17 protein-coding genes are annotated in these 16493 nt (G+C 53.4%); 6 read left to right on the forward strand and 11 right to left on the reverse strand.

Annotated elements, in window-relative coordinates:
* Together ABQ298_13950 and ABQ298_13955 are read left to right on the forward strand one after the other, a co-directional pair.
* The coding region (locus ABQ298_13950; protein MEQ9825483.1) for a helix-hairpin-helix domain-containing protein at positions 1 to 316 on the forward strand (316 nt) is incomplete at its 5' end.
* Between the two features lie 256 nt (positions 317 to 572).
* Positions 573 to 1445 (forward strand): alpha/beta hydrolase, encoded by an 873-nt coding sequence (locus ABQ298_13955; protein MEQ9825484.1) that lies wholly within the window; start codon positions 573 to 575, stop codon positions 1443 to 1445.
* A 334-nt stretch (positions 1446 to 1779) separates the two neighbouring features.
* Here ABQ298_13955 and ABQ298_13960 read toward each other — a convergent pair whose 3' ends face one another.
* Both ABQ298_13960 and gdhA read right to left on the reverse strand, forming a co-directional pair.
* Positions 1780 to 4335, reverse strand: coding sequence for a PEP/pyruvate-binding domain-containing protein (locus ABQ298_13960; GenBank protein ID MEQ9825485.1), 2556 nt, complete (start codon positions 4333 to 4335; stop codon positions 1780 to 1782).
* A 16-nt stretch (positions 4336 to 4351) separates the two neighbouring features.
* Entirely contained in the window at positions 4352 to 5704 is a 1353-nt protein-coding gene (gene gdhA / locus ABQ298_13965) for an NADP-specific glutamate dehydrogenase (GenBank protein ID MEQ9825486.1), read from the reverse strand.
* Between the two features lie 250 nt (positions 5705 to 5954).
* Here gdhA and ABQ298_13970 point away from each other — a divergent pair, with 250 nt between their 5' ends.
* Positions 5955 to 6524: a hypothetical protein gene (locus ABQ298_13970; protein ID MEQ9825487.1), complete on the forward strand. Its 570-nt coding sequence runs from the start codon at positions 5955 to 5957 to the stop codon at positions 6522 to 6524.
* Between the two features lie 47 nt (positions 6525 to 6571).
* Positions 6572 to 7447, forward strand: a complete 876-nt coding sequence (locus tag ABQ298_13975) for a YicC/YloC family endoribonuclease (GenBank protein ID MEQ9825488.1) — start codon at positions 6572 to 6574, stop codon at positions 7445 to 7447.
* Between the two features lie 78 nt (positions 7448 to 7525).
* Here the strand turns inward: ABQ298_13975 and ABQ298_13980 are convergent, their stop codons facing one another.
* Positions 7526 to 7960: a hypothetical protein gene (locus ABQ298_13980; protein MEQ9825489.1), complete on the reverse strand. Its 435-nt coding sequence runs from the start codon at positions 7958 to 7960 to the stop codon at positions 7526 to 7528.
* Between the two features lie 334 nt (positions 7961 to 8294).
* Between ABQ298_13980 and ABQ298_13985 the strand changes: the two genes are divergently transcribed.
* Positions 8295 to 8924 (forward strand): superoxide dismutase, encoded by a 630-nt coding sequence (locus ABQ298_13985; GenBank protein ID MEQ9825490.1) that lies wholly within the window; start codon positions 8295 to 8297, stop codon positions 8922 to 8924.
* 118 nt (positions 8925 to 9042) lie between these two features.
* On the opposite strand, the gene trpB is transcribed toward ABQ298_13985, so the two are convergent.
* The 5 genes from trpB to ABQ298_14010 all read right to left on the reverse strand — a co-directional run bounded on the left by trpB (position 9043) and on the right by ABQ298_14010 (position 12373).
* Positions 9043 to 10251 carry a tryptophan synthase subunit beta gene (gene trpB / locus ABQ298_13990; protein ID MEQ9825491.1) on the reverse strand — a complete coding sequence of 403 codons (1209 nt, stop codon included), beginning with the start codon at positions 10249 to 10251 and terminating at the stop codon, positions 9043 to 9045.
* A 101-nt stretch (positions 10252 to 10352) separates the two neighbouring features.
* On the reverse strand, positions 10353 to 10439 hold the full coding sequence (locus ABQ298_13995; protein ID MEQ9825492.1) for an AURKAIP1/COX24 domain-containing protein: 87 nt from the start codon (positions 10437 to 10439) through the stop codon (positions 10353 to 10355).
* 61 nt (positions 10440 to 10500) lie between these two features.
* Positions 10501 to 11322, reverse strand: coding sequence for a pseudouridine synthase (locus tag ABQ298_14000; GenBank protein ID MEQ9825493.1), 822 nt, complete (start codon positions 11320 to 11322; stop codon positions 10501 to 10503).
* 88 nt (positions 11323 to 11410) lie between these two features.
* Entirely contained in the window at positions 11411 to 11662 is a 252-nt protein-coding gene (gene rpsT / locus ABQ298_14005) for a 30S ribosomal protein S20 (protein MEQ9825494.1), read from the reverse strand.
* 81 nt (positions 11663 to 11743) lie between these two features.
* On the reverse strand, positions 11744 to 12373 hold the full coding sequence (locus ABQ298_14010) for a hypothetical protein (protein MEQ9825495.1): 630 nt from the start codon (positions 12371 to 12373) through the stop codon (positions 11744 to 11746).
* A gap of 107 nt (positions 12374 to 12480) precedes the next feature.
* Between ABQ298_14010 and ABQ298_14015 the strand changes: the two genes are divergently transcribed.
* Positions 12481 to 13293 carry a TatD family hydrolase gene (locus ABQ298_14015; GenBank protein ID MEQ9825496.1) on the forward strand — a complete coding sequence of 271 codons (813 nt, stop codon included), beginning with the start codon at positions 12481 to 12483 and terminating at the stop codon, positions 13291 to 13293.
* A gap of 24 nt (positions 13294 to 13317) precedes the next feature.
* Here ABQ298_14015 and ABQ298_14020 read toward each other — a convergent pair whose 3' ends face one another.
* The 3 genes from ABQ298_14020 to ABQ298_14030 form a co-directional block, all read right to left on the reverse strand.
* On the reverse strand, positions 13318 to 13866 hold the full coding sequence (locus ABQ298_14020; protein ID MEQ9825497.1) for a hypothetical protein: 549 nt from the start codon (positions 13864 to 13866) through the stop codon (positions 13318 to 13320).
* A gap of 206 nt (positions 13867 to 14072) precedes the next feature.
* Positions 14073 to 15242: a lipid-A-disaccharide synthase gene (gene lpxB / locus ABQ298_14025; GenBank protein ID MEQ9825498.1), complete on the reverse strand. Its 1170-nt coding sequence runs from the start codon at positions 15240 to 15242 to the stop codon at positions 14073 to 14075.
* Positions 15243 to 15280: 38 nt separating this feature from the next.
* Positions 15281 to 16300 carry a Gfo/Idh/MocA family oxidoreductase gene (locus ABQ298_14030; GenBank protein MEQ9825499.1) on the reverse strand — a complete coding sequence of 340 codons (1020 nt, stop codon included), beginning with the start codon at positions 16298 to 16300 and terminating at the stop codon, positions 15281 to 15283.
* Positions 16301 to 16493 lie beyond the last annotated feature (193 nt).

Genomic DNA, 16493 nt, shown 5'->3' on the forward strand with positions numbered 1-16493 from the left:
ACGGGACGAGGCCCACCGCTTTGCCAATACCTTCAAAGCCGAGCTGCGCAGCAAAAAAATACGGGAATCCGTGCTCGACGAGTTTCCCGGTCTTGGCAGGGTACGCAAACAGGACCTGATGACCCACTTTCGCAGCATCGAACACCTTCGCAAAGCCAGTGTTGATCAAATCTGCGATGTCAAGGGCATCGGCCCTAAAATGGCCGAGCGCCTGCACGCCTTCCTGCACCAGACCCCATCCGTATCCCCGGCAGCGTGCGATTCTTCTTCAGATTCTCCCCCCGATCCGCTTCCGCTACCCCCACGCAAGGGGTGAAGTGGTGGGTTTTGTTGTTTTTGAGTCGATCCTTCGATTTGCAATGACAGGAAGAGAAGGGGCTGTGGTTGGGGCTGAAGGTGTGCCCGATTGGAAATGGGGTGTTTCAGGCTGGAGTTGCGGTTTTGCTGATTTATTACCGTTGGAGAGCAGAAAATAACCGCTTGTCCAAAATGCGTCGGCAATGGGGGGCAGGATGGGGCAGGTTGTGAGCATGCAACACAACATTCAAATCAGATTTCGGATTTCAGAGAGCATGCGTGGGGTTTTTCGACGCAGCATGCAGATGCTGATCGTAGCGATGGCAGGGCTTGTTAGCGGACAGGTGCTGTATGCGGATTATGCATTTGAGGCGCGGGTCGTTGGAGAGGGTCAGGCACTGATTCTGATTCCCGGGCTGGGCTGTTCGGGGGAGGTATGGCAGGAAAGCGTATCGACATTGAGTCAGTCCAGGCAGTGCCACATCCTGACCCTTCCGGGCTTTGCCGGGGTTCCCGCTGTCGCACACGAAGGCAACTATGTCGAATTTATCAAAACTGAACTGAAACGATATCTTGAGCAGGAACCGCTCGAGCGTCCGGTGCTGGTGGGACACAGTCTGGGTGGATTCATCGGATTGCTGCTGGCCTGTGAAGCGGACAGCGGGCTTGCCGGCCTGGTGATCGTGGACTCTCTGCCCTTTCTTCCGGCTGCCATGAATCCTGGCGCGACCGAAGCATCGGCAAAAGGCATGGCTTCGGGAATGGTGCAGCAGGCGCAGTCCATGCAACCCGATCAGCATCGACAGATGTTGTCCACCATGATCACCGACCCTGAACACATTGAAGAAGCGCTGAAATGGTCGAGCGAGAGTGACAGGACAACCGTGTCACAGGCGATGATGGAACTGTACACCACGGATCTTCGCGATGACATCGCCGATATCCGTATCCCCGTGCTCGTCATGGGGTCGTGGGTTGCCTACAAGAATTTTGGTGCCACCCGGGAGTCGACCGAGTCGATTTTCCGAGCGCAGTATGCGGCGCTGCCTCAGGTTGAAATCAAAATGACCGACGTGGGTAAACACTTCATCATGTGGGACGATCCCGAGTTCTTTCTCAACGAAACGGTGGCATTTCTTGAGCGCTGAGTATGTCTCTGACAGCGGCGCAACTTTGAAACGCCAGCCCCTTTCAAAATCGATATGAAAGCCATTTCTCAAAAGAAAATTCTCTTCGGCTGGCTTGTTCTCGCGGTACTCCTGCTGATTGCGATGTCGCTTGGCAAATCAATCTCAGCGTTTGGAACGATTGCGTTAGTGTGGTTGGTGCTGACAATCGTATCCATTTGTCGGCCTGGTAACTGCTGCCGGGCACGGGAGGATTGATAGAGGTCATTGCTTGTGAGAAGTGGCATGATGCCACTTCTCCGGGTAGAACTGGAAAGGAGTGCGGTGAATCTGCCAGATCCCTACCGGGCATGCATCAATCGATGCAAACAGATGCGGATTGGGAAAACGGGTCAGCATGCAAGCGAACCCCGCTGTCAGCAACATCGATCCATCGCACGACATCGTGATAGGTCTGCCCTTTGCTTCCGGCAATTTCAGGAGTGGAACTGGGCTGGCTGAGCAACCAGTCCGCATCGATAGAGTTGCCGGGTTTGCCTGGAAAACAGGCGAGGTAGAGCAACTCATGCTCGACCAAATCGTTGAAAAAGTGGGTGCCTAATGAAATTTCGGGCACCAGCCCTGTATGCATCGCAGCTACCTCACACACGGCCAGTGCACGTGCGATTCGTCCGGCGCGAACCGGAATCCCCAGCGAAGGGCTGCTGGTTCCCCATCGTCCGCATCCCACAAGCAGCAGGTTACGTTTTGAATCATGGCGCTGCACCAACAATTCGATCAGGCGAGCAACACCAATGCGGTCTTGCTCCCTCAGTGCTGCATACCGTTCTGTTGGCACATAAAGAATATCGTGAAGCGGACAGGTGCGCCCCAGTCCAATGACCGCTCCACTGGTTTCAAGGAGGCGTCGCCCGGCGGCCTCATTAGGGTGCTGGGCTTCACCTGCAACGCCTTTTGGCAATTGAAACGTGCGGCACTGAAGCAGATGGATTCGGTAGCTGCCGTCGGGCAGAAAATTGAGTGTAAATTCTATATCGACCGGTTGCCCGTAGGCATGCTCGAGCACTGAAAGCATGCGCCGAAGGTTGGGGATGACATCCGTATCACGAACCAATCCGCGAAAAGCGATCCAGGGTTGGTCTGCATGAGCGTCGTCGAGAAATAATCCAACGGGGAAATCTTTGCAATAGGGAGCCAGTTTCTCGATGGGCATCTCGACCAGGTGCCGGGACTCAAGGTCGAGCAAATCGACCTGACGTTGTGAATGGTCATGTTCCTCATGCACCGAGACCTCGGGGCGGCGCTGGGGCGTATTGAGTGCGATGAGCCGGGTGTAGTCTCCGTCCGCACGATCCACTGCCCGGGTTCCCAAACCAAAGACCAGCCGCACCATGCCTGCGTCAGGATCGATGTCGTGATGCCAGCGATAGGGATTGTAGGAAAGACCGACTCCGGCGGCCTGTGGGAAAAAATAGGGGCCGCGCGTTCCTCCGGAAACACGCATGATCAGCAGTGCCATGCGTTCTTCGCTTTCAAGCAGACCCCGATCACGACGGTAGAGCAAGGTCTCCTCGTCGAAGACACTTGCGTAGACGCGGCGTATGGCATCGAGCAGGGCTTCCAGACGCTCCCCGCGAGACCCCTGATTGGTCAGAAATATGCTCTCATATTTTCCTGAGAATGCATTGCCACGGTCATCTTCGAGGATGGAACTGGAACGTACGATGCAAGGCATCTCACCAAAATAGTCGAGCATGCGGGCCAATTCATCGACAATTTCAGGCTGAAATTCGCCTGCAAGGATTCGTCCACGCCCCTCGGGAAGATCCCTGAGAAATCCATCTTCGTATCGTTGCTGATCACGAATCCACCAAACTCCGTTTCGAACAAGAAAACTGACAAATGCACTGGCTCCCACAAAGAAGGAGTCATGAACCTCGAGTCGTTCTGCAAGGGAAGGATCCTCTGCTCGCAGGATTGCGCGGGCAACCAGCATTCCGAAGGCCTTCCCTCCGATGGAACCCTCGCCGATCTGCCGCTCACGAATTTCAGCAAAATCCTCAAGTGACAAGTAATCGGACACCAGTTCTGAGATACCGGAGCGGTGCACCCGAAATGCCCGCCAGGCTTCGCAGAGCAGTTCGCCCTCCCGGTCGGGATAGTGCTTGCCTCGGCGTTTGGCTGCCAGCAAGCGGTTGATTTCTTCGAACAGGATGTCCACGCGTTCCGGAGGTGGCCCTCCGCGCAGCGAGGGCCACCGGGTACGTGAAAGCAGGGGTGCCAGAATGGTGCTCTCGTCAACGGGAAGTAATTTTTCTCCGTCCTGGACATGCACCGTGTTCATGACCTGGGGAGAACGGTATTGGACCTTCAAGGGTCGGATGTAGAAACGTCCCTCCAGATTGAACAGATCGAGGAAAAACTGGGTGGTGCCCCGGATGGCCTCGGTTGAGGCATTGGAGTGGAAGTCGCGGCGCAGACCAAAGTAGGCAAGTGTTCGCAGATCTCTCAGCCGGGGACAAGTGAGAATAAAGAAGTCTGCCATCGCCTGGTCGGACATCCACGCTTCGGCTAGAAAACTGAGGTTGTCAAACACATAGGCTGCGTTGGGACCTACCTCCTCGATCACAGAATGCACGCTTCGCACAAAGGCCTCAAAGCTTGCAGAAGCTTCCAGTTCGATGATGCGAAGGCCGGGTTCAGGATCGAGCAGGGGTTCGTGGTTTGCAAATCGGAAGTATACCCTGCGGGAGCTTCCATTCCGAGCGGCGTCATCGTATGCCGTAACCAGTCGCTTGTAGTCAGTAAGATCCTCAAACCCCAGCACGACATTGTCGCCGGGTTCCAGCCCGCAGAGCACGGTGTCCAGTCCGGGCCAACCCGTGGATGCGCTGCAGGATTTTTCTTTCATCACTATTGCAAATCTCCTAGATGATGCCCTGATCGAGCATGGCATCCGCCACTTTGAGAAATCCGGCGATGTTGGCCCCCACGACGTAATTTCCCGGCGATCCATACTGCTCTGCGGTGACCCTGCATTGTTCGTGGATCTTCACCATGATCTCATGCAGACGTCGGTCCACCTCTTCGCGTGGCCAGTTCATTCGCATGGCATTCTGACTCATTTCCAGACCAGAAGTTGCGACACCGCCTGCGTTTGCGGCTTTGCTGGGAGCGTAGAAGATGCCAGCCTGCAGGAAGGCCTCAACCGCCTCTGGCGTGGATGGCATGTTTGCACCTTCGGAGATGACATGGCAGCCGTTTTTGAGTAGTTCTTTCGCATCGTCTCCATCCAGTTCGTTCTGTGTTGCGCTGGGGAATGCGACCTCGCAGGGGATGCTCCAAGGCACTTCATTTGCGCGGTATTCCACTCCCTTGAAGGTTTCAGCGTATTCACGGATGCGTCCTCGTTTCACATTTTTGAGGTGCTGAACGTAGGATAGTTTTTCGGCATCGATGCCAGCTGGATCGTAAATGGTGCCATCCGAGTCGGAAAGACTGAGCGGAATCGCCCCAAGATCGAGAAGTTTTTCGACGGTAAATTGGGCAACATTGCCCGATCCGGAAACGACGCATCGCTTTCCTTCGAGAGACTGATTAGCGGTTGCGAGCATCTCTTGCGCAAAATAGACGGCACCATATCCCGTTGCCTCGGGTCGAATAAGAGAGCCTCCCCAGTTGAGTCCCTTTCCGGTGAGAACGCCAGTGAACTGATTTTGCAGGCGTTTGTATTGACCAAACATGTAACCTACTTCCCGCTTCCCCACTCCGATATCTCCGGCCGGAACATCGGTATCTGCTCCGATGTGTCGCGCTAGTTCGGTCATGAAACTTTGACAAAACCGCATCACTTCGGCGTCGGACTTGCCCTTGGGATCAAAATCGGAGCCACCCTTTCCCCCACCCATGGGAAGAGTGGTCAGGGCATTCTTGAATACCTGTTCAAATCCCAGGAACTTCAGAATCCCTACATTCACACTTGGATGAAAGCGCAAACCGCCCTTGTAGGGACCTATCGCACTGTTGAACTGAATGCGAATCCCGCGATTGATGTGAACCCTTCCTTGATCATCCATCCAAGGGACTCGGAAGACAATCTGTCGTTCAGGTTCGACCATGCGTTCGACAATGGCCGCCTCCATGAGTTCAGGCCGCCGTTCCAGCACGACTGGCAACGTTTCAAGGACCTCCTGCACGGCCTGCTGAAATTCGGGTTCGGCTGGGTTGCGACGAGTTACCGTCTCCAGGATTTGTTCAATGTAGTTATTGGGGTTTTTCATGCAAAGGTAATGATTTAATATACCAAGTCAGAATAACGCAGAGCAAAAGATTGTGGTGTTTTCGGAAATGAGGGTCAAAGGAAATGAGGGCATGGAAGGGTGGATTTTTGGAATGCCTGTGCTTTTGAAATGAAGCGATGGCTGGTTCATATGCATGCAAACATTTCTGCTGAGAAGATCTTGCGCACGCGCAAACGTGTGTGAGGCGAGGGATATGATGCGTGTACCCCTTGATTCGCGAATCTTCACCATGTTGCTTTGCATTGTGATGGTGGCTTCGCTCTACGGTCGATCCCCAGCACCGGTGGTGCTGTCCACCGACATTGGCAGTGATATTGACGATACATGGGCACTGGCTCACATCCTGCGCACGGCGCAACTCGATCTCAAGATGGTACTCACCGAAACCGGTGAAGCCACCTACCGGGGCATGGTTGCCGCTAAGCTGCTGGAAATGGCGGAACGCACCGATGTGGAGATTGCACTTGATGGAGCAAACTACCAACAGGTCTGGTGTGCGTCCCAGGATGACCTGCTGAGAGCGGTGATTGAGAATGATTGCATTTGGGCGCCTCGGGTTCCGTGGATGAAATGTGATTTTTTCGCAACTGCCACCTCGACCCTCTTTGACGATGTTGCGATCTACATGGCCTATGATGGTTCCTTGCTGGAGTATGAGACGATCCGCTTCTCGGTTAACGAGGAAGGCTACACCCTTCGGGATCCGGAAGGACCGTCTGAAAGCAGGGTTGCCATTCGCTGGAAGGATCTGCAGGCGTTTGAAGATCATCTCACCCGTCAATGGTTGAGCCACCCCTAGTGCTATCTGGAGTTGCGTTGCTGTAGGGAATCGATTGAATCGGGAGCATGCAGAGCATGACCGGATATGGGCGTGGCGTCGTCCAGTTTGAAACGTTTTCGATTACCGCTGAAGTTGCGGCAGTTAACCGCAAGAACCTTGAGGTCGCATTGTCAGGCCCGAAGGAATGGTTTCAGCTGGAGCGAGTCGCAGCGGAGCTTGCAAAGGCACGGTTTGAACGCGGGCGCCTGCAGCTCATGCTGAAGGTGGAGCGACTGGGAGCTGGAGATCGTGACGCTGCGTGGGATGAGGTCCAGATTCTTGATCGCCTCCAGTCGTTCAGGGGACTTTGTGAACGTGCTGGGATTGCTGGCACAGTGGATGTTGCGGTGTTGGTGGATTTGATGCGGTTGAACGGTTCGGAGAGTCGTGTTCCTGATTGGGAATCCTGCAAGGATGACGTGGCGAGCGCGATCCAGAGTGCATTTGATGAACTCGAGCGCATGCGGCAACACGAAGGTGCGGTACTGCAACAGGATCTCATGACGAGGCTTGGGACATTGCAGCGAATTGCCAGTGAGATTGAGACACGTGCCCCCGAAGTTGCTCCCGCATACCGCAAAGCCCTGCTTGAGCGACTCGAACAGGCAAATCTTGAAATTAGTGCCGAGGATGAACGCGTGCTGAAGGAAATCGCATTGTTTGTGGATCGCTCTGACATCTCTGAAGAAATCACCCGACTAAAGAGTCATTTTGACCAGCTCGCACAGACGTTGGAACAGACTGGAGCGATTGGGCGAAAGATTGATTTCATCCTGCAGGAGGTTTTTCGTGAGTTCAATACGGTTGGGAGCAAGGCAAACCTGATCGACATCAGTCAGCTTGTGATTGAGGGCAAGAACGAACTCGAACGCCTCAGGGAGCAGGCTCAGAACGTGGAGTAGGCTGGCCTAGGTGCAGTTGGTGATCGGTTTGGATCGAATCGAAACTCCGTGCCCGAACTTCCATGAGGTGGAGAACGGTCACTGGCGTTTGGGTTTGCGAAAAACAAACCACTCGAAATGGATGATGGCAGTGCACTTACCGATGTCGTTCATGACGTGTATGGGGAACTCAATCAGCCCACGGTGGTTTTTGAGCATGGCACGGTGAAAACGTTTCCACTCCCGTTCACTGAAACGACCCAGACTGTAGATGCGCTGGTCGGTTTTGGAACGCAATTTCACCCGACAGGAACGCAACTGCGGAATGTAGTCGTCAAACCCAAGTGCGTCCATATTTTGGATCAGGAAAAAATGACTGCTGACTTCGGCCAGTGCAAAAATCGCGGAGGCACTGATCGAACCCAGCGGGTCCAAATGTTCTTCATACGGGGTTAACTCATAAATCCCGTGGGGTGGAGCTTTACAGATTTCGATGGAGAGTTGTTGACTGCTAGAATTGGAGGCATTTTCCATGATTTGCATAGGAAATGGAATCTTGGAACGGCCGGAGGAGAGGCTATTCCCGAATTCAAAGAAAATTGAAAGTGGAGCTCAACGCTTTTCCTTGATAATCGGTCGTTGACAGGGGTTTCTTAAGGGGAGATTCCATGAAAGGCTATGGCGCGACATGAAATGGCATAACCGGACGGAGTTTCTGGTTTTTGCCATGGAAGGGGTATTTGCTGTGTTTGGATACTGCAGCCAAGTATTAACGACTTTGATAGTGGCAACGGGAATTTGACGTTGGATGAGGGCGGATTAGATTGTTGAGGTCTATTTACCGCAAACCTGATAAACGTAAAACACTATGGCATATACATTACCAGAACTTGGATACAGCTACGATGCGCTGGAGCCGCACATTGATGCGCGCACCATGGAAATTCACCACAGCAAGCACCACAACGCCTACATCACCAATTTGAACAATGCGTTGGGTGGTGAATCGGTAAAAACGATTGAAGAACTCATTGGAGACTTGGGTTCCGTGCCGGAGGATAAACGCACAGCCGTGCGCAACAACGGTGGCGGGCATGCCAACCACAGCTTCTTCTGGACGCTGCTCAGTGGCAAAGGCGGCGGAGAGCCAGTTGGGAAGCTGGCTGACGCGATTCGTTCAAGCTTTGGCAGTGTGGATGCCTTCAAGGAGGCCTTTGCCAAGGCAGCAGCGACACGTTTTGGAAGCGGCTGGGCCTGGTTGATCGTGCGCTCGAATGCGAGCCTTGCAGTGGTATCCACCCCCAATCAGGATAGTCCCCTGATGAAGGGCTTTGTCGATACCGTGGGAATTCCGGTGCTCGGACTCGATGTTTGGGAGCATGCCTATTACCTGAACTATCAGAACCGTCGTCCCGATTACATCCAGGCATTTTGGAATGTTGTGGACTGGGAGAAGGCCAATACCTATTACCAGTCGGCACTTGATTCGCTGAAGTAAGGCGATCTGCTCAGTGTGCCGTTGAGGCGGCCATTTTCTCACAGACGCACCTCTGAAAACGGGGTGCGTTTTTTTGTGAGAGATGGGAAGTGAAATGGAAGGGAGAGGGGATGCAAGTTCAGAGCTGAACTCCCATCACTCGGGCTGCCTCCTGCACATCTTTATCTCCGCGACCGCTAAGATTGACACAGAGAATGTGATCCGGGGAAAGCTGTCGGGCACGCTTGATCGCATAGGCAAGGCCGTGCGAAGATTCCAGCGCAGGGATGATGCCCTCGGTTTTTGAAAGTGTGCGAAACGCATCCAGTGCCTGATCATCGGTAGCGTAGGCATAGTTGATGCGACCCAGATTCTGGTAGTAGGCATGTTCGGGGCCGATCGCTGCGTAATCGAGTCCTGCAGAGACGGAGTGGGTCGGTTCAATTTGCCCATGTTCGTCTTGCAAAATAAAGGTTTTGCATCCCTGCAATATTCCGAGACGTCCACCCGAGAATCGGGCAGCGTGTTCCCCGCGTCGTATGCCGCGTCCCCCTGCTTCGACGCCCGTCAGCCGAATGGAAGTTTCTTCGAGAAAATCGTAGAAAAATCCGATGGCATTGCTTCCTCCACCCACACAGGCAATCAACTCATCTGGCAGGCGACCAATCTGTTCACGGCACTGGGCGCGAGTTTCCTCGCCGATGATTTTATGAAAGTCCCTCACCATCATAGGGAAGGGATGACATCCGAGTGCCGAACCGAGAATATAGTGGGTGTCGCGTGAATGAGCCACCCAGTCACGCATGGCTTCGTTGACGGCATCCTTGAGTGTGCGTTGCCCTGAAGTAACGGGGATGACCTCGGCTCCGCACAGACGCATGCGGTAGACGTTCGGTGCCTGACGGCGCATGTCCTCCTCGCCCATGTAGATCACGCAATCGAGACCTACCCTTGCACAAACAGTTGCGGTAGCAACGCCATGTTGTCCGGCACCCGTCTCCGCAATGATGCGGGTTTTTCCAAGCCGCTTGGCGAGGATGGCCTGCCCGAGCACATTGTTGATCTTGTGCGCTCCGGTGTGCAGCAGGTCTTCGCGTTTCAGATAGATTTGTGCTCCACCCAGAAAACGGGTGAGGGATTGGGCATGATAAAGCAGAGTTGGACGCCCGGCATATTCGCGCAACTCTTTGTGGAAGGCGTCGAGAAAATCCGCGTCTTCACGAGCGGAAAGAAAGGCAGCTGTCAATTCATCGAGTGCCCGGACCAGAGTCTCGGGAACAAAGCGGCCTCCAAATTCTCCAAAATACCCGTTTGCGTCGGGAAATGCGGATTTGTCCAACTTCATCATGCAGCATATTACCGCGTCAGCCCCCTAAACGACAAACCATTTGACACAGCGGACGCATCAAATGGTCTGGAAAAGGGATGATGACCTCCTTGGCAGGAGTCTTACTTCTTGTGGCGATTCGCACGAAGACGCTTGCGACGCTTGTGCTGATTCATTTTAAGACGCCTTTTCTTCTTTAAGTTACCCATAGCTGTTTTGCTTCTATTGAAATGAAATTCTTTTTGCGAAAAGGGTTGATGAAAACGCAAACTACTCGATTGGTAAAGTAATATTTTTGATTATCTCTTCGCTTTTGGTGATCAGCTCATCGATCTCCAGGCCGATGCGCCGAAGAGTGCGCTTCCAGTATTTGGGAGGTGGCAGAAAAACAGAGGTTCTATCAAGGCCGAGCGACGGGCAGGCATCGACCCGATGAGCATGCATCCATTCGAACCGATAGGGTTCGGAGGAAAGCATTTCAGGTGGATAGCTTGGATCATAGAGCGGATCGCGCAACATGGGAATACCACTTTCCCTAGCGTGCAATCGCAGCTGATGCAGGCGCGGATAGCGAGTCGAGGCGAGCCAGGCATCAGCGGTGCTCCCTTCTCCCAGTGGCGCGAAATGAGTGCAGGCTTTTTTTCCGAGCTGATGACTGACCTGCATGCGCTGCTGCTTGAAATGGCGCATGAGTGGCAACCGACATTCGAATGATGCTTTTCGCTCGCTCTTGCGTGTGATCAGAATGTGGTGAAACTGAAACTGGAATGACCCATAGGCGTTTCGCCAGTGTTCCGCAGACTCGGGTGTTGTGCTTGCGAGCACTGCACCGCTGGCACCCCTTTCGAGCGGGTTGAAAGTTCGCAATTCGGTGATGCCGTGGTGCTTCAGCTCTGGTTTTCCAGTGGGAATCTGTTCATTGAAGGCGCTCTCCAGATCCACCGAATCGAGAAACCAAGGATCGGATTTGGCAGCGAGCACGGAGGGCTTGTTGAATACGAGCAACCCATCTCCCCAGTGTTCGATGGGGATGCGTTGTCCCTTTTCTCCTCGCATGAGCGTGGGCGGAATGCCGATGCGGTGTGGTTCCATGATGTTTTGTTCAGGAAAACAAAAGTCTCCTACCTCGTTGATCGAAGCAGGAGACTTTTATCGATAGAAAATCTATGCGAGATCCGAATCACACATAGGGTGTGCAATTGATCTTGTGACGGCGTGCGAGATTTGGGTGAACGATCTTGCGCTTGGCTGCCTTGTCCAGGGCTGACACCAGATCACGGGCAGCTTGCTGGGTGACCGCTGCGTCCTCACCTTCACGGGCGTCACGGAACTTTTTGAGCAGGGTCTTGAGTTCGGATTTCACGCGACGGTTGCGCTCGGTGCGGGTCCGGGTCTTCCGAATATCTTTCTTGGATGATTTAATGTTGGCCATGATGGAAAAACCTCAGAAGATGAAGTTGTGCTGAAGGATTGTCAATGGGAAATCCTGAGACAGTCGGACATAATTTGCGCTTCAGGAATCGAGCTTGCTGAGCAGAGATGCGATCACGGTATCAAAAGTGGGAGCAAAGTCGTGGAAGTTGATTTTCTGCCCGTCGGCGTGGTCCGAAACCACCTTGAAACTAGCGACTTTCTGCAGTCCGGGACAATGGCTCTGCTCAAGTTCATGCACCCATGCGTATGCCTCCATGTCGATGAGCAGAATGGGTTCGTTAGGAAGGGGCGCAGGCCAGTCATGACACTCACGGGAAACACTGACCAGCGATGCAAGCGGAAAGAGTGATGCAGGTGCAAACGGATTCCAATTCAGGTAGAGCGGCGGGGGTGCAGGTGCATGTGCGGGATCGCAAAGCAGGGTTTGCACTTGGAAAAGTGAGCCAGTGGGGGTCTGCCTGCAGTTGCATCCGGCAATGCCGATGTTGATCCATTTGCAGGAATCGCAATCCGATGGCAGCAGGGGTTTCAGGCGTTGCGTGGAGTGTCTTACCGCGGCATTGCCAATACCACTGATATAAAGGAAGTAGCGAGAATCTGCGGATTGGTAGCAGCGCGGACCCCCATGTGCTTTGAGGCGCAGCAGACCCAGCTCTCTGATCAGAGGTGTGGCTTCAAAAAGGGTTGCAACCTGAAAAATCGTTCGCATGCATGGGCAAGCATTGGATGAAAGCCGCGTTTTGCACGTGAAAAGTGCCGTTGACCGGGAATCATAAAGCCCCTAGATTGCTTCGATTGTAAAGAACCCGTAAAATTATGTTAATTGACAGCCACTGCCATCTCGAAACTTTTGCCAAACGGGGCGACCTGGAAACGGTGCTCAATGAAGCAAGTCTGGCTGGCGTCAATCGCATGATCACCGTGGGGACCCATCTGGATGACTGGGATCTCTATCATCAGCTTTCCCGCCAATATCCGGGTAAAATTTACCACAGTGTGGGACTGCATCCCTGTCATGTGGACGAGACATGGGCCGATCAGGTGGAGCAGCTACAGGAGCGACTGAGCCGTGGCGACAGTGCTGCGCCGATAGCGATCGGGGAAATCGGGCTTGATTATTTTCACCTTCCCAAGAAGGACGATGCCCGGCGCGAACAGCTGATGGAGCTGCAGCAGCAAGCCTTTGAAGCACAGCTTCAAATTGCCCGTAAGACTCACCTTCCCATTATTATTCACTCGCGCAATTCCTTTGATGCCTGTGTGCGAACCATTGACATGCTGGGGGCGCCGTGGGACCGTATCGTCTTTCACTGTTTCAGTGAAGGACGCGACGAAATCGACCGGATCAATCTTCGCGGAGCGAGAGGATCGTTCACGGGAATTGTCACGTATGACAACAGTTCCGTCAAACGTGTGAGGGAGGCTTTGGTCGAACAGGGGGCAGAACGCCTGATGATTGAGACGGATTGTCCATACCTAACTCCCGAACCTCATCGCGGCAGTGAAAATCGTCCGGCCCTTTTGCGTCACACCTTCCTTGCGGCGGCTTCACTGCTGGAAGTGCCAGTTGACGAGCTGGAGGCCTTGATCGCCCGCAACACCTTGTCGTTTTTTGGGATCGAACCCTAAGAACCTATGAGTTGAAGCTTTGCCTCATTCGGGCATCATTTGGAGGAATTCAAACGCTTCTCCAGACTCAATGCGGTGCAGCTCTCCGTGGATCCGGAGAAAACCGGGCTGATTCGAAAAGGCAGTCCACCGGTATCCGTGCAAGGCAAGCTGGAATCCGCGGTGGGTGGGTCTCAGTTGTTCAATGTGCAGTTGGTGAAACGTCGTTTCGGCATCAAAATGAGACTGCCACCAGATACTTCCATGCTGCATCCATCCAAAGTATTCCATGCGCTTGGTTTCACTCTCTACAATACTGCGCAGCACGGTGACGTCGTGCCAGATTTCGGAGAATTCAAACTGTCGGGTTCCGTCGGGAAGCTCGAGCGCAGTGGCCCCCATCAGATGTCCATTTTGCCAGTAGTAGGAACGCTCGATGCGGAAGCTGCCGATCTCTCTTCCAGTGAGTGTTTCTACCCGGTAGTTTCCTTTCCACTGGCCGACGAAGCGACGTAGTTGTGATGTTTCGCTGTTCCAGGCATGCAGGGGGAACACGAGCACAATGCAAAGGAGGACGCAGGCAATTTTGGGCATGAAAGTGTCACTGTTGGCATGAATACCAATAGAAAAGCACGCAAACAAAAACCCCTGCCTTTTGCAAGGCAGGGGCTACATCATCACAACAGTAGTCAAAAAAATATCGAACAATACCTGATTTTTTTCTAATTCATATTAAAGTCAAGATAAGAATTTCTAATCCAGATGATTTTTTAATCCCTTTCTCAACAGATCATAGGTGGTTAGCCGAGGAAGGAGAGCAGCCAGCGGGCTGAAGTTTGCGGATCGGGACTTGCGAGTTTTTCGGTTAACTCGCGAGACAGTTCACGAGTGCGTTGCAGACAGTCGGGATCCTTGAGTTGCATGATCAATTCGTTGGCCATGGAGTCGGGCCGCATGGCCGCCTGCAGGTATTCCGGGTGAATCGAGCGCTCGAGAATGATGTTTGCAATTCCGATGCGTGGAATCTTCACCAGCCACTTTGCCATGGCGTAGGTGATGGGGTTTGTTCGGTACACCAGAATACCGGGGATACCGGCGAGGGCGCAGACCAGTGAAATGGTACCGGAACTGGTGAGAACCGCACGAGCGCGGAAGGACTCAGAATTTGGGATGAGTTCAAAGTCGCTTGCATCGCCGCGTTGGGTGATCAGGTCGCTGAGTTGCTTTCGAATCTCCTCTGTGGGATACATGACCTGGGCCTTGAGTTCAGGCAGCTCTGACTTGACCTTGTAGAAAGTCTCCACCATCACCGGAAAGATGCGGGAAATGGGGGTGCGGCGACTACCCGGCAGCAGCAAGAGATCAGCAGTGGGATCGTGAGAAACCGGAATCTCATAGTCCTTGTCGACGAAGGGATGCCCGACAAAGGTGACTGGCAAGGAAGTATCCGCGTATGCCTCAAGTTCGAAAGGAAAGATCACACCCAGGCCATCCAGGTGACGTTCCATTGCAAAACGACGCTTTGCTTTCCAGGCCCAGATTTGGGGACTGATGTAATAGACCAGGCTGACGGTTCCACCCGCTTTTTTTGCGATACCGCTTTTGAACAGGCGTGAGGCAAGGCGAAGGTTGAAGCCTGGGTAATCGACAAAGCAAACCACCTTGGGCTGGTGTTGTGCAATCCAGGCGCTGGTTTGTTTAAAGAGGGAACTCAGGTAGTCAAAATGCTTAAAAACCTCAACCAATCCAACCACTGCATTCTCCAATGGATTGAACAGCAAATGCGCCCCGGCATTTTTCAGTTGGGTTCCGCCAATGGCGGCAACATGAAGTTCAGGTCTGGATTGCCTGCATTTCTGCAGCAGTCTGGCGGCATGTTCGTCCCCCGAGTGCTCTCCGGCGACAAACAGGATGTCCACGGGTTGTTGGGTGGGCAGAGGTTCAAAAACTGGAAGGTCCTGGGAACCCATGATGGTGCGCAGATACTGGTGTTGCGAAGGATCTCCCCCTACTCCGATTCGGAAGCACTCAGATCCGGGAACATGATTTCATTGCGCATCTGCTCCTGGATCTGTTCGGTAATGTCGAGAGCGAGTTCGAGTGTGGATTTTCCAAAATTCACATCTACCTTGGGGGTGGACTTATCGCGGATGCATTGCAGGAAGTACTGAAGTTCCAGAAAAAGTGGTTCTGCCTTTTCGATCGGGATTTCATGTCGTTGGATGTGGGAACCGCTCTTGGTGAGCAGGTGACCGTTTTGCTCCATAAAATTGAGGGAGAGATAGGCGTTGGGCTGGAAGACCCGAATTTCCCGCTTTTTGTTCAGCGAAACTCGCGAGGTGTTGATGTTGGCGACGCAGCCATTTTCAAACGTGATGCGTGCGTTGGCAATGTCTTCGGTGTTGGAGAGTACATTCACTCCCAGTGCTTCGACCTTTTTTACGGGCGATTTCACGAGCTGCCGGATGATGCCAAGATCGTGAATCATCAAATCGAGCACGACTCCTACTTCCGTCCCCCGGGGCTGAAAGGGAGCGAACCGATCCGCAACAATATAGCGCGGGAAGTAGATGTGATCTTCCAGAAACTGCATCACCGGGTTAAAGTGCTCGATGTGGCCGACTTGTGTGACCACGCCGTTTAACTTGGCAGCCTGTTGGATTTCCTCAGCTTCCTCTCGATTGAAGCAGAGGGGTTTTTCGATGATCAGGTTGCATTTTTGGTGCAGCAGCGGAATCGCCACGCGGTGGTGAAAGTCTGTCGGCACGACGACGCTGACTGCTTCGCAGGCATTTCCCAGTTCCTCAATGGACTGAAAGCGCTGGCATTGGTAGCGTTCGCAAATCTCCTTTGCCCGTGCGTCATTGAGTTCATAGATGCCCACCAGTTCACAATGCTCCATGGCATGATAGATGCGGGCGTGATGTTGTCCGAGCGATCCGACGCCAGCAACGCCGCAGCGAATCGTGCGGGGCGGTGCGGGTGGCTCAAGGATGGGTTCAGTTGAATCAACGTTAGTGGTGTCCATGGAAATTATGTTCGGGAAAAGGGGTGTCAGGCAGGATGGATCAGACCATCATGCAAGACGAACTGTCGGTCGGTCAATTTCGCAAATTCGGGGTTGTGAGTGACCAGCAATAGCGAACTCTGATTATCCCGGCAGACCTCAAAGATGAGGCGCATGACTTCGCCGGCAGTGGATTCATCGAGGTTTCCGGTGG

This window comes from Puniceicoccaceae bacterium, assembly GCA_040224245.1.
In the GTDB taxonomy this organism is placed as follows: Bacteria; Verrucomicrobiota; Verrucomicrobiia; order Opitutales; family JAFGAQ01; genus JAKSBQ01.

Bases quoted from the DNA above. Each gene is read 5' to 3' on its own strand.
- ABQ298_13975 (MEQ9825488.1), top strand. From the start codon at position 6,572: ATGCAGAGCATGACCGGATATGGGCGTGGCGTCGTCCAGTTTGAAACG.
- ABQ298_14020 (MEQ9825497.1), bottom strand. From the start codon at position 13,866: ATGCCCAAAATTGCCTGCGTCCTCCTTTGCATTGTGCTCGTGTTCCCC.
- ABQ298_13985 (MEQ9825490.1), top strand. From the start codon at position 8,295: ATGGCATATACATTACCAGAACTTGGATACAGCTACGATGCGCTGGAG.
- ABQ298_13955 (MEQ9825484.1), top strand. From the start codon at position 573: ATGCGTGGGGTTTTTCGACGCAGCATGCAGATGCTGATCGTAGCGATG.
- ABQ298_13995 (MEQ9825492.1), bottom strand. From the start codon at position 10,439: ATGGGTAACTTAAAGAAGAAAAGGCGTCTTAAAATGAATCAGCACAAG.
- ABQ298_14030 (MEQ9825499.1), bottom strand. From the start codon at position 16,300: ATGGACACCACTAACGTTGATTCAACTGAACCCATCCTTGAGCCACCC.
- ABQ298_14015 (MEQ9825496.1), top strand. From the start codon at position 12,481: ATGTTAATTGACAGCCACTGCCATCTCGAAACTTTTGCCAAACGGGGC.
- ABQ298_13970 (MEQ9825487.1), top strand. From the start codon at position 5,955: ATGTTGCTTTGCATTGTGATGGTGGCTTCGCTCTACGGTCGATCCCCA.
- lpxB (MEQ9825498.1), bottom strand. From the start codon at position 15,242: ATGGGTTCCCAGGACCTTCCAGTTTTTGAACCTCTGCCCACCCAACAA.
- gdhA (MEQ9825486.1), bottom strand. From the start codon at position 5,704: ATGAAAAACCCCAATAACTACATTGAACAAATCCTGGAGACGGTAACT.
- ABQ298_13980 (MEQ9825489.1), bottom strand. From the start codon at position 7,960: ATGGAAAATGCCTCCAATTCTAGCAGTCAACAACTCTCCATCGAAATC.
- rpsT (MEQ9825494.1), bottom strand. From the start codon at position 11,662: ATGGCCAACATTAAATCATCCAAGAAAGATATTCGGAAGACCCGGACC.
- ABQ298_13960 (MEQ9825485.1), bottom strand. From the start codon at position 4,335: ATGAAAGAAAAATCCTGCAGCGCATCCACGGGTTGGCCCGGACTGGAC.
- ABQ298_14000 (MEQ9825493.1), bottom strand. From the start codon at position 11,322: ATGGAACCACACCGCATCGGCATTCCGCCCACGCTCATGCGAGGAGAA.
- trpB (MEQ9825491.1), bottom strand. From the start codon at position 10,251: ATGATGAAGTTGGACAAATCCGCATTTCCCGACGCAAACGGGTATTTT.
- ABQ298_14010 (MEQ9825495.1), bottom strand. From the start codon at position 12,373: ATGCGAACGATTTTTCAGGTTGCAACCCTTTTTGAAGCCACACCTCTG.